The organism is Proteus hauseri, assembly GCF_004116975.1.
Classification (GTDB): Bacteria; Pseudomonadota; Gammaproteobacteria; order Enterobacterales; family Enterobacteriaceae; genus Proteus; species Proteus hauseri.
On sequence record NZ_CP026364.1, the window covers coordinates 1,571,037 to 1,582,551 of the forward strand.

Consider the following 11,515-nt stretch of genomic DNA (forward strand, 5'->3'; position numbering starts at 1 on the left):
GCTATGAAATTTATCATTGAACGTGAACAGCTGCTAAAGCCGCTACAACAGGTCAGTGGCCCTTTAGGTGGTCGTCCGACTTTACCTATTTTAGGAAACTTGTTGCTCAAGGTAACTGAAAATACCTTATCACTGACAGGTACTGATCTTGAAATGGAAATGATGGCCAGAGTGAATCTGAGCCAGTCTCATGAAATAGGTGCAACTACAGTACCCGCGCGTAAATTTTTTGATATTTGGCGCGGGTTGCCAGAAGGGGCTGAAATTAGTGTCGAATTAGACGGTGATCGCCTGTTAGTTCGTTCGGGTCGTAGTCGTTTCTCATTATCAACACTACCTGCATCTGATTTTCCTAACTTAGATGATTGGCAAAGTGAGGTTGAATTCACTTTACCTCAAGCGACATTAAAACGTTTAATTGAGTCCACTCAGTTTTCAATGGCGCATCAAGATGTGCGTTATTACCTCAATGGCATGTTGTTTGAAACAGAAAATTCAGAGTTACGTACAGTCGCAACAGATGGACACCGTTTAGCCGTGTGTTCGATGGATATCGGACAATCTTTACCGGGACACTCCGTTATTGTGCCACGTAAAGGTGTTATCGAATTAATGCGTTTACTTGATGGTGGTGGCGAAAGCTTATTACAACTACAAATTGGTAGTAATAACTTACGTGCGCATGTTGGTGATTTTATCTTCACTTCAAAACTTGTTGATGGCCGCTTCCCTGACTATCGCCGAGTATTACCAAAAAATCCGAATAAAACAGTTACTGCGGGTTGTGATATTCTAAAACAAGCGTTTTCTCGTGCGGCTATTTTATCCAATGAAAAATTCCGTGGTGTGCGTATTAACCTCACTAATGGTCAATTAAAGATAACTGCAAATAATCCTGAACAAGAAGAAGCTGAAGAGATTGTTGATGTGAATTATCAGGGCGAAGAGATGGAAATTGGCTTTAATGTTAGTTACCTTCTCGATGTGCTTAACACATTAAAATGTGAAGAAGTAAAACTGTTACTGACGGATGCAGTTTCAAGTGTTCAGGTAGAAAATGTGGCAAGTCCAGCGGCTGCTTATGTCGTTATGCCAATGCGTTTATAATCGTTACGAAAATGATTTTATCCCGTTTATTAATCCGCAATTTTAGAAATATTAAAGAAGCGGATTTGCCGTTAGCGGATGGCTTTAATTTTCTTGTTGGCCCCAACGGCAGCGGAAAAACGAGTATACTCGAAGCGATTTATACATTAGGGCATGGGCGCGCATTCCGTAGTTCTCAAGCTAATCGCGTTATTCAACATGATGAAAATGAATTTATTCTTCATGGCCGCTTAAATGGGCAACATGAAGAGAGTCGCGGTTATGCGATAGGATTAAGTAAGAACCGAGAAGGTAATAGTACGGTTCGAATTGATGGTAGTGACGGGCATAAAATTGCAGAATTAGCAAAATTGTTACCAATGCAATTGATTACACCTGAAGGTTTTACATTACTTAATGGTGGTCCTAAATATCGTCGTGCTTTTATTGACTGGGGATGTTTTCATAATGAGCCTCAGTTTTTTGCTGCATGGTCAGATCTAAAACGCGTATTAAAACAGCGTAATGCAGCACTAAGGCAAGCGTCATCTTATCGACAGCTTATGCCTTGGGATAAAGAACTTATTGCGTTAACGCAACAGATAAGTGAATGGCGAGCGCAATATACTGCAGATATCGCCGAAGATATTGAAGAGACGTGCCGGTTATTTCTCCCTGAGTTTTCGTTAAAAGTGAGTTTTCAACGAGGATGGGATAAAGAAACTGATTATGCAGATGTATTAGTGCGTCAATTTGAACGTGACAAATTACTGGCTTATACCTCATTAGGTGCTCATAAAGCGGATTTACGCATTCGAGCAGATGGGACGCCAGTAGAAGATATGTTGTCACGAGGCCAGCTGAAATTATTGATGTGTGCATTAAGGCTGGCACAAGGTGAATATTTCACTCGTAAGAATGGGCAAAGATGCCTGTATCTGCTCGATGATTTTGCTTCTGAATTAGATGCAAGCCGACGCCAACTGTTGGCAGAGCGTCTAAAATCTACGCAAGCTCAGGTGTTTGTTAGTGCAATAACACAGGGGCAAGTTAAAGATATGCTAGATGTAAATAGCAGGCTATTTAGCGTAGAACGTGGCAAAATAGAGGTTAAACCATAGGAATAAAGCGAGAAACGTTGATGTCGAATACATATGACTCCTCAAGTATCAAAGTATTAAAAGGGCTGGATGCGGTGCGTAAGCGCCCGGGTATGTATATCGGGGATACAGATGATGGAACCGGTCTGCATCACATGGTCTTCGAGGTAGTTGACAATGCTATCGACGAAGCCCTCGCGGGTTACTGTGACGAAATTATCGTCACCATCCACTCAGATAATTCAGTCTCTGTTCGAGATGATGGCCGTGGTATTCCTACCGGCATTCATGAAGAAGAGGGTGTTTCTGCTGCAGAAGTTATTATGACGGTTCTGCATGCGGGCGGTAAGTTCGATGATAACTCCTATAAAGTTTCTGGTGGACTTCATGGTGTCGGTGTTTCGGTTGTCAATGCGTTATCTGAAAAACTGGAACTGACTATTCATCGTGATGGAAAGATCCATCAACAAATTTATCGTCATGGTGTTCCTGAAGATCGTTTAAAAGTGATTGGCGATACTGAAAAAACAGGTACATTTGTTCGTTTTTGGCCAAGTCTAGAAACCTTTCAAGGTGAGACTGAGTTCCAATATGAAATCTTAGCAAAACGCCTACGTGAGCTTTCTTTCTTAAACTCTGGTGTTGCTATTCGTTTAATTGATAAACGTGATAACCGCGAAGACCATTTCCATTACGAAGGTGGTATTAAGGCGTTTGTTGAATACTTAAGCCGTAATAAAACCCCGATTCACCAAAATGTATTCTATTTCTCTACTGAGAAAGACAACATTAATGTTGAAGTCGCTATGTTGTGGAATGACGGTTTCCAAGAAAACGTTTATTGCTTTACCAATAATATTCCTCAGCGCGATGGTGGTACGCACTTAGTTGGTTTCCGTACGGCAATGACGCGTACTTTAAACAGCTATATGGATAAAGAAGGCTACAGCAAAAAATCTAAAATCAGTGCAACGGGCGACGATGCGCGTGAAGGTCTGATTGCTGTTGTTTCTGTTAAAGTACCTGATCCTAAATTTTCATCACAAACTAAAGATAAACTGGTTTCTTCAGAAGTGAAAACAGCAGTAGAAACGCTGATGAACGAAAAACTGGTTGAGTATCTGTTAGAAAACCCAAATGATGCCAAAATCGTTGTGGGTAAAATTATTGATGCAGCACGTGCGCGTGAAGCTGCGCGTAAAGCGCGTGAAATGACACGCCGTAAAGGTGCATTAGATTTAGGTGGATTACCTGGTAAGTTAGCGGATTGCTCTGAGCGTGACCCTGCTTTCTCTGAATTATATTTAGTGGAAGGGGACTCTGCGGGCGGCTCTGCAAAACAAGGGCGTAACCGTAAAACACAGGCAATTCTTCCACTGAAAGGTAAAATCCTCAACGTTGAAAAAGCGCGTTTTGATAAAATGTTGGCTTCGCAAGAGGTTGCAACACTGATTACTGCATTAGGTTGTGGGATTGGCCGTGATGAATATAACCCAGATAAACTGCGTTATCACAGCATCATTATCATGACGGATGCGGACGTCGATGGTTCTCACATCCGTACGCTGTTACTGACATTCTTCTATCGTCAAATGCCAGAAATTATCGAGCGTGGTCATATCTTTATTGCTCAACCACCACTGTACAAAGTGAAAAAAGGTAAGCAAGAGCAATATATTAAAGATGATGATGCAATGGATGAATATCTGATGTCCATCGCTCTTGATGGTGCGGCGCTTTACGTTAGTGAACATGCGCCTGCGATGCACGGCCAACAGTTAGAGAAATTAGTTGTTGATTACCATGCGGCTCATAAAATTATTCGTCGTATGGAGCGTATTTATCCGCTGAGTATGCTCAATAGCTTGGTGTATCACTCAACACTGACAGAAGATGCACTTTCTGATAAAGCAAAAGTGGAAGAGTGGATGAGTGGCTTAGTTAATCGCTTAAATGAAGCTGAAGAGCAAAGTAGTACTTACAGCTACACTATTACTCAAAATGATGAAAGCCGTCTTTATGAGCCAGTGTTGCGTATTCGTACTTATGGTGTTGATACAGACTATAAACTGGATTACGACTTTATCCACAGTAGCGAATATCACCGCATTACTAACTTAGGCGACATTATTGGTAACTTGATTGAAGAAGGTGCCTTTATTGAGCGTGGTGAGCGTCGTCAGCCTGTATCAAGCTTTGAAGAAGCGCTTGATTGGTTAACGAAAGAATCTCGTCGTGGGTTAGGTGTTCAGCGTTATAAAGGTCTTGGTGAAATGAACCCAGATCAGTTATGGGAAACTACCATGAACCCAGAAACACGCCGTATGATGCAAGTAACTGTGAAAGATGCAATTGCAACGGATGAGCTATTTACCACCTTAATGGGTGATGCAGTAGAACCTCGTCGTGCATTTATCGAAGAGAATGCGTTGAAAGCAGCGAATATCGATATCTAATTACGTGTGATTTTGCAATGTAAAATAAAAACCAGCTAATTTAGTTATTAGCTGGTTTTTTTATGCTGATTGTTGACGCTTTTATTAATGGAAAAATCCTTAACGCAATATATTTAGCATACGGCGTAAAGGTTCTGCTGCACCCCATAACAGTTGGTCACCCACTGTAAAGGCAGAAATAAACTCAGGTCCCATATTCAATTTACGAATACGACCTACAGGTGTGTTTAGCGTACCCGTTACTGCTGCAGGTGTTAGTTCACGAATAGTTAATTCACGATCATTTGGAATGACTTTAACCCAATCATTGTGCCCAGCTAAGAGTTGCTCAATTTCTGCAACGGGTAGGTCTTTTTTCAGCTTAAGGGTAAATGCTTGGCTATGACAACGTAGTGCACCAATACGAACACAAAGGCCGTCAACAGGGATAATATTTGAGCCTGTATTTAGAATTTTATTGGTCTCGGCTTGTCCTTTCCACTCTTCGCGGCTTTGGCCATTTTCAAGTTGCTTGTCAATCCACGGGATCAAGCTACCCGCTAATGGAACACCAAATTGTTCTGTTGGCATTGAACCACTGCGAGTAAAGTTAGTTACTTTACGTTCGATATCTAAAATAGCCGATGCGGGGTTCTCTAACTCTTTAACCACTTGATTATGTAATGAACCCATTTGTGACAACAGTTCTCTCATATGACGAGCACCTGCGCCAGAAGCCGCTTGGTAAGTCGATACACTTGCCCATTCCACTAAATCATTGGCAAAAAGACCACCTAATGACATCAACATTAGGCTAACCGTACAGTTTCCACCAACAAAGGCCTTAATGCCTTTATTTAAGCTATCTTGAATGTATTTACCATTAACGGGGTCAAGAATAATTACCGCATCATCATTCATACGCAGTGCAGATGCAGCGTCAATCCAGTAGCCTTGCCAGCCAGCGTTACGCAGTTTTGGGTAGATATCGTTGGTGTAATCGCCACCTTGACAGCTAATAATGATATCGAGAGATGCTAAGGTATCAATATCATAAGCATCTTGTAGTGTGCTGCGGTGATTGCCATATGCAGGAGCCGCTTCACCAAGTTGAGATGTGGTGAAGAAAACAGGGTTTATCCCATCAAAATCACGCTCTTCAACCATTCTTTGCATTAAAACGGAGCCGACCATACCACGCCAGCCGACAAAACCAACATTTTTCATTGTAGTTACCCTGTCCTTGTCTGTAGGAATTAGTGAGAGACCTCACACTAACCTGACAAAATATAAGAGTTGGCGCAAGTGAATTTATTGATTATTAGTTAAAGAATTAGAAGTGTTTCTTATAGTCTGACTAGAGTTAACAAAAGAAAGTGACAGAACGAACAAACATCAATAAGTTGTTAAAAAGTGAATCAGATTAAGATTAATCTTTTTAAGATCCTTTTTTTATTTCTTATATTTTCCTATGAATTAATGGTAAATAAAAAATAGCTAATACACTTAGGTAAAAAGTGTGAAATGTAAAATAGTGTAATATATAAGAAAAATGTATTTACTTGTTACTCCCTCTACACCTTATACTGAAGGTCTGTCATTAAACAGATGACGTAATTTCATAAATAAAAATAATGATGAATGTTTTTCATTTAATCTGATTTTTATTTTACCTTTATAAAAGGCTTCTGGAGGCGAAAATGGATATCTCAACATTTATTCCATTGTCTACCTATTACTCGTATTTAAAACGGTTTGTTATTTCACCGACAACAATGGGTACTATTGCGCCTTCATCTCGTTGGTTATGTTATGAAATGCTGGATAAGCTCAATTGGGAACGTGATATTCAAGTGGCAGAACTAGGAGCAGGAACGGGTGTTATTACGCAACAGATTTTAAAAAGAATGTCCGTGAGATCCTCCCTCGATGTCTTTGAAATAGAACCGAGTTTTACGACAGAATTGCGTAAAATTAATGATGAACGATTAACGATTTACACGACGTCAGCTGAGTCGTTAGATAGTCATTATAATATGATTATTTCTGGGCTTCCTTTTTTATCTATTCCTAAAAAAACAGGCTTAAAAATTTTAAAACGTGTCCATCAAGAATTATTAAAAAGCCAAGGCTGTTTTGTTCTTTTTCAATATACGACACGTTATGAAAAAATATTATCTCGCTATTTTCATTTAGAAAAAAGGCGTGTGATGTTAAATGTTCCTCCTGCGTGGGTTTATTATTGCACGCCAAAAATAAAATAATGTAATTATGGTGTTTTTGTAGTGTTTTATTGTCTTTTTTAATAATAAAACTAATCGTTATTTATTTAAGATAACTGCTGTGCAAGAGCGATAATATTGCTTTCTATTTCAATAGGATTATGTGCAGCATATCCTAATAGTACGCCCTGCTTTGAATATGGTTGAATACAATAACGAGATAACGGTTGCATCGCTAACCCAATTTCTTTGCTATTTTTTATAATATATTCTTCTGTATATCCGGCTTGTAACCAGCAGACAATATGGATGCCTGAGTCTGTTGGTTCTACTTTAAATACATGGGGGAGGTGGGTTTCAATTGCATTTTTGAGGGCTAAATAGCGATCATAACAAGCTTTTCTAATACGGCGAACATGACGGGCATAATGCCCTTGTGAGATAAACAGCGCAAGAGTTGCTTGTTCTAAAAAACCAGAATGAGAGTCTGTATAATATTTTGCCACCTCAAAAGCCGATACTAGATGCGGTGGTACCACTAAAAAGCCCAAACGGAAGCCGGGATACATCATCTTTGAAAATGTTCCAGCATAAATAACACGTTGATGCTTATCTAAGCCTTGTAGTGCTTGAATTGGTTTTGAGTGGTAACGAAATTCACTGTTATAGTCATCTTCAAAAACCCACACATTATTTTTTGATGCCCATTCTAACAATGCGATGCGTCGAGTAAGAGAGAGCGTATTACCTAATGGAAATTGATGAGAGGGCGTGGTAAACACAAGTTTTGCATCAGGGTTTTGATCTATTCCTTGTTCGATATTCATGCCATCAAGATCAGATGCAATAGGGCATACTTTGGCACCATAAGAAGTAAAAATCCCTAATGCACTGTCATAGCCTGGGTCATCTAACCAAACTTTATCACCCTCTTTTAATAATACTCTTGCCGTGAGATTAATGGCCTGCTGTGTACCATTAACAATAATAATTTGATCTGACTGACAATGAAGCCCACGCGTTGATTGCACATATTGGCAAATCATCTCTCTTAATGGCAGATAACCCATTGGTGAGTTAAATGTTGACAGCGCTTTTTTAGATTGCCGCCAAACTCGTCCTAATAATCTTCCCCAAAGTTCATGTGGAAAGAGATCAACACATCCCACACCAATATGAAACATGTGATGGTTATTAGTATTAGGTTGTGAATTCGACCAATATTTTTGTGCTTTTTGGATATTAGGGTTGAGAGCATCATTGAGTTCAGCGTTTGATGATAATGCATTTAAATTATCTGTTGCTCGGATTAATTCATCGGGGATTGTTGGGGCGACAAAAGTACCAGCACCATGACGCGTAACTAAATAACCTTCATCAATTAAACGTTCAAATCCAGTAATCACTGAATTGCGTGAAATTGACATCATTTCAGCAAGTGTACGACTAGAAGGTAAGCGGCTGCCAGAGGTTAAGCGACCATCTAAAATCGCTTTTCTAATGGCTTGATAAACTTGTGAGCCAATAGGACCCGTTTCTAAAACAAGATTAGGAAAATAAGCTGTTTTTCTCTGTTTCATAAAAGTGGATCCTATAAAAACACAAAAAGTGTACCTTATTTAGAACCAAAATAAAACGTACCATAACAAGCATAAAGAGATTGATGAAATTTTATTTTATGTCGTTTTATAAGCATCGAGGGACGCTGAGTGATAAATCAAACACCAATAACTGTGTCGATTAAATTTATCGAACAAGAACACTATACACAATGGTTGCCGCATTGGTTGAGCTATCAAACGTTTTATAACGTTGAGTTGTCAGAACAAACTACATTAAAAACATGGTCACGTTTTTTTGATGAAAAAGAGCCTGTGTATTGTGTTGTCGCACTAGAAGGTGAAAAAGTACTGGGTTTTGTTCATTATCTTTTTCATCGTTCAACATGGGCTGAAAATGATTTTTGCTATTTAGAAGATTTATTTGTTTCTCCTGATGTCCGTGGTCGCCAGGTTGGGAAGCAGCTAATTGAATTTGTCAATCAACAAGCGAAGCAGCGTCACTGTGCTCGGTTATATTGGCATACACAAGAAACGAATTTACGTGGACAACGTTTATATGACTGGATTGCTGAAAAACCTGGTGTGATTGAATACCGTATGGCACTGTAAGTTAAGCGCATAATGGATAGACAGGAATAAAAAAGAATCGAGATTGCACGTTCACAATCTCGGTTCTTAAATAGAGTTAGGGTTATTTATCGTATTAATATTTGGGTTAATTTTGAATTATTGTTGGCAATAAAACTCGTTGCCAACTTTTTTTGCCTCTTCACAGGCTTGCTGCATTAATTCTTCTGCTTTTTGTTTATTAGGCTCAATAATATGGTATTGGCCTGAGAACATAAAAGAAGCCATTGCTTGAGCAAACCCAGCAAACGTTATTTCATTGGCTTTAGCAAACCACATATTCGCTTTTTTTGTGTCCACAGGCACATCACCTACGCCACTATAAATAACACCTAACCAAATCGGTGCATAAACAAGTGTCGGATCTTGAGTCGCAGCGACTTCTTCTAGTAATGAAATTGCTTTTTTATAATCTGTTTTACCTGTAAGAGGGGCAATTAATGTCGTCGCTAAACTCACTTTTCCTCGGTTACTGCCTTTGTTTGTTGAAACAGTCGCCAATTCTCTAGCCTCAACATAAAGGGTTTTAAAATAAGGATCAGCATTAAATAGGTAGAGGTCAGCCAGTAATGCATAAGCATCAGCATGATCTTTTTTTATCGCTTCTTTAGCCCACATTTGGGCATTAAGAAAATTTTGTTCCACTCCGGTTCCCATAAGATACATTTCAGCCAATTGATATTGAGCTTGTGGGTTATGGTTTAATGCTTCTTTACGTGTTTCTTCAAATTGAATTTTTTCTTGTTCTTCAAAATTAGCCTGTAAAGGAAATGAAAATAAAAGAGTGGTTAAACTGATAAAGGTCGAAATATATTTAATAAATGTCATGTAGAGTACCGTTTGTAATGATTTTGCAAATTTTAACAAGAATAATGATATAACTTCAGTTAATTTATTCAGATTCAAAATAAATAATAAAAATAGAGGTATAAAAATGGCTATCGATCTGAGCAATCTTATAACTGAAAGTAGAAATATTGAAAGCGAGAATATCGACACACTTTCAACGTTAAACATGCTGAAAGTTATCAATAATGAAGATAAAAAGGTGCCATTTGCTGTTGAAGCTACATTACCTGATATTGCTAAGTTGGTTGATAAAGTTGCAGATGCTTTTCAGTGTGGTGGTCGTCTTATTTATTGTGGCGCGGGTACATCAGGTCGATTAGGAATATTGGATGCCAGTGAGTGTCCTCCGACTTATGGGTCTCCACGCGAAATGGTTATTGGTTTAATTGCTGGTGGACAACAAGCCATTTTGCAAGCAGTTGAGAACGCTGAAGATAATTTTGAACTTGGTGAACAAGATTTACGCCAGCTTCATTTTAACGACAAAGATGTGTTAGTAGGTATTGCAGCAAGTGGCAGAACGCCTTATGTCATTGGCGCTTTGAATTATGCTAAATCCTTGGGGGCAATAACCAGTGCTATTAGCTGCAATCCACAAAGCCCGATAGCCCAACTTGCTGATATCGCTATTACGCCTATCGTCGGAGCTGAAGTAATAACAGGGTCATCACGTATGAAAGCGGGTACAGCTCAAAAGTTGATCCTCAATATGATAACCACAGGGGCAATGATTAAAATCGGTAAGGTTTTTGGGAATTTGATGGTGGATGTCGAAGCGACTAATGCCAAACTTGTTGAGCGCCAAATTCGCATTGTGATGCAAGCCACCGAGTGTGAAAGAGCTATCGCAGAACAAGCATTATCGCAATGCCATTACCATTGTAAAACGGCAATTTTGATTATCTTAGCTGGTGTTGATGGACCGCAAGCCACGCAGATGCTTAACCAAAATAAAGGGTTTATTAGAAAGGCGTTGGAATAGTGTAATGCTGCAATTTGATGTTCTCTATAAAGTACTATTATTGATATCCTCCTAGCCCTATGAACTGCACCCCAAAAGTTGGACTCTTTTAGTCTAATTTGAAGGGTGCTTTTTTATGTTAAAACATACTCTAGAGTTTAAACTTGAAATTATTCAGGCTTACCTAAATGATGAAGGGCCACCTAAAATACTCAGTAAAAGGTTTAAAATTAATCATGCTATAATCCGCCTATGGATTGAAAATTATCGATTACACGGGTTAGGTGGCTTAAAAGTTAAAACGTCAAAACAAGTTTATTCTCCCGAGTTCAAATTTCATGCAGTTCAAATGATCCTCAATGGGACATCTCTACATGAAGTTTGCAGACAACTTGATATCAGCGATAGATCAAGGGGGTAGTATCAAATGGCTCATTATCAACAACAGCTACAGGAAATGGGCTTAAAACAAAGCATGTCACGAAAAGAGAATCGTTTAGATAATGCGTCAATGGAAAGCTTTTTCGGGATACTTAACTCTGAGTGTTTTCATGGAAAAGAATTTAAATCGGTTGATGAATTAGAGCAGACCGTGAAAGAATCAAGGTTAAATTGAAAGGACTCAGCCCTGTAGAGCACAGAACTCAGTCCTTGAAAGCTGCTTAATGAACAG

At 39.0% G+C, this 11,515-nt stretch carries 10 protein-coding genes and 1 pseudogene; 8 read left to right on the forward strand and 3 right to left on the reverse strand.

Features of this window, described 5'->3' with window-relative positions:
* The first annotated feature begins 3 nt into the window (after positions 1–3).
* The 3 genes from dnaN to gyrB are packed head-to-tail and all read left to right on the forward strand — an operon-like array spanning position 4 to position 4,642.
* The gene (gene dnaN, locus PH4a_RS07080) at positions 4–1,107 is read left to right on the forward strand and encodes a DNA polymerase III subunit beta (RefSeq protein ID WP_129038836.1); all 1,104 of its coding nucleotides are present in this window, start codon (positions 4–6) and stop codon (positions 1,105–1,107) included.
* An 11-nt stretch (positions 1,108–1,118) separates the two neighbouring features.
* The gene (gene recF / locus PH4a_RS07085) at positions 1,119–2,207 is read left to right on the forward strand and encodes a DNA replication/repair protein RecF (RefSeq protein ID WP_129038838.1); all 1,089 of its coding nucleotides are present in this window, start codon (positions 1,119–1,121) and stop codon (positions 2,205–2,207) included.
* A gap of 20 nt (positions 2,208–2,227) precedes the next feature.
* The gene (gyrB, locus tag PH4a_RS07090; RefSeq protein WP_129038840.1) at positions 2,228–4,642 is read left to right on the forward strand and encodes a DNA topoisomerase (ATP-hydrolyzing) subunit B; all 2,415 of its coding nucleotides are present in this window, start codon (positions 2,228–2,230) and stop codon (positions 4,640–4,642) included.
* A 99-nt stretch (positions 4,643–4,741) separates the two neighbouring features.
* On the opposite strand, the gene asd is transcribed toward gyrB, so the two are convergent.
* Complete coding sequence (gene asd / locus PH4a_RS07095; RefSeq protein WP_129038842.1) at positions 4,742–5,848, reverse strand: aspartate-semialdehyde dehydrogenase; 1,107 nt, start codon at positions 5,846–5,848, stop codon at positions 4,742–4,744.
* A 473-nt stretch (positions 5,849–6,321) separates the two neighbouring features.
* On the opposite strand from asd, the gene PH4a_RS07100 reads away from it, so the two are divergent.
* On the forward strand, positions 6,322–6,885 hold the full coding sequence (locus PH4a_RS07100; protein WP_129038844.1) for a class I SAM-dependent methyltransferase: 564 nt from the start codon (positions 6,322–6,324) through the stop codon (positions 6,883–6,885).
* Positions 6,886–6,950: 65 nt separating this feature from the next.
* Here PH4a_RS07100 and pdxR read toward each other — a convergent pair whose 3' ends face one another.
* Complete coding sequence (gene pdxR, locus PH4a_RS07105) at positions 6,951–8,423, reverse strand: MocR-like pyridoxine biosynthesis transcription factor PdxR (RefSeq protein WP_129038846.1); 1,473 nt, start codon at positions 8,421–8,423, stop codon at positions 6,951–6,953.
* A gap of 129 nt (positions 8,424–8,552) precedes the next feature.
* Here pdxR and PH4a_RS07110 point away from each other — a divergent pair, with 129 nt between their 5' ends.
* Complete coding sequence (locus tag PH4a_RS07110) at positions 8,553–9,014, forward strand: GNAT family N-acetyltransferase (RefSeq protein WP_208730479.1); 462 nt, start codon at positions 8,553–8,555, stop codon at positions 9,012–9,014.
* Positions 9,015–9,131: 117 nt separating this feature from the next.
* Here PH4a_RS07110 and PH4a_RS07115 read toward each other — a convergent pair whose 3' ends face one another.
* On the reverse strand, positions 9,132–9,860 hold the full coding sequence (locus tag PH4a_RS07115; RefSeq protein ID WP_129038848.1) for a tetratricopeptide repeat protein: 729 nt from the start codon (positions 9,858–9,860) through the stop codon (positions 9,132–9,134).
* Positions 9,861–9,966: 106 nt separating this feature from the next.
* On the opposite strand from PH4a_RS07115, the gene murQ reads away from it, so the two are divergent.
* From murQ to PH4a_RS07130, 3 genes and pseudogenes are all read left to right on the forward strand, one after another.
* Positions 9,967–10,863 carry an N-acetylmuramic acid 6-phosphate etherase gene (gene murQ, locus PH4a_RS07120; RefSeq protein WP_129038850.1) on the forward strand — a complete coding sequence of 299 codons (897 nt, stop codon included), beginning with the start codon at positions 9,967–9,969 and terminating at the stop codon, positions 10,861–10,863.
* A 115-nt stretch (positions 10,864–10,978) separates the two neighbouring features.
* Positions 10,979–11,263 (forward strand): transposase, encoded by a 285-nt coding sequence (locus PH4a_RS07125; protein WP_129038852.1) that lies wholly within the window; start codon positions 10,979–10,981, stop codon positions 11,261–11,263.
* Positions 11,264–11,508: pseudogene (locus PH4a_RS07130) on the forward strand (IS3 family transposase); the annotation flags it as partial.
* Positions 11,509–11,515 lie beyond the last annotated feature (7 nt).

Coding starts and splice junctions, on each gene's coding strand:
- dnaN (WP_129038836.1), top strand. CDS start 4: ATGAAATTTATCATTGAACGTGAACAGCTGCTAAAGCCGCTACAACAG.
- recF (WP_129038838.1), top strand. CDS start 1,119: ATGATTTTATCCCGTTTATTAATCCGCAATTTTAGAAATATTAAAGAA.
- gyrB (WP_129038840.1), top strand. CDS start 2,228: ATGTCGAATACATATGACTCCTCAAGTATCAAAGTATTAAAAGGGCTG.
- asd (WP_129038842.1), bottom strand. CDS start 5,848: ATGAAAAATGTTGGTTTTGTCGGCTGGCGTGGTATGGTCGGCTCCGTT.
- PH4a_RS07100 (WP_129038844.1), top strand. CDS start 6,322: ATGGATATCTCAACATTTATTCCATTGTCTACCTATTACTCGTATTTA.
- pdxR (WP_129038846.1), bottom strand. CDS start 8,423: ATGAAACAGAGAAAAACAGCTTATTTTCCTAATCTTGTTTTAGAAACG.
- PH4a_RS07115 (WP_129038848.1), bottom strand. CDS start 9,860: ATGACATTTATTAAATATATTTCGACCTTTATCAGTTTAACCACTCTT.
- murQ (WP_129038850.1), top strand. CDS start 9,967: ATGGCTATCGATCTGAGCAATCTTATAACTGAAAGTAGAAATATTGAA.
- PH4a_RS07125 (WP_129038852.1), top strand. CDS start 10,979: ATGTTAAAACATACTCTAGAGTTTAAACTTGAAATTATTCAGGCTTAC.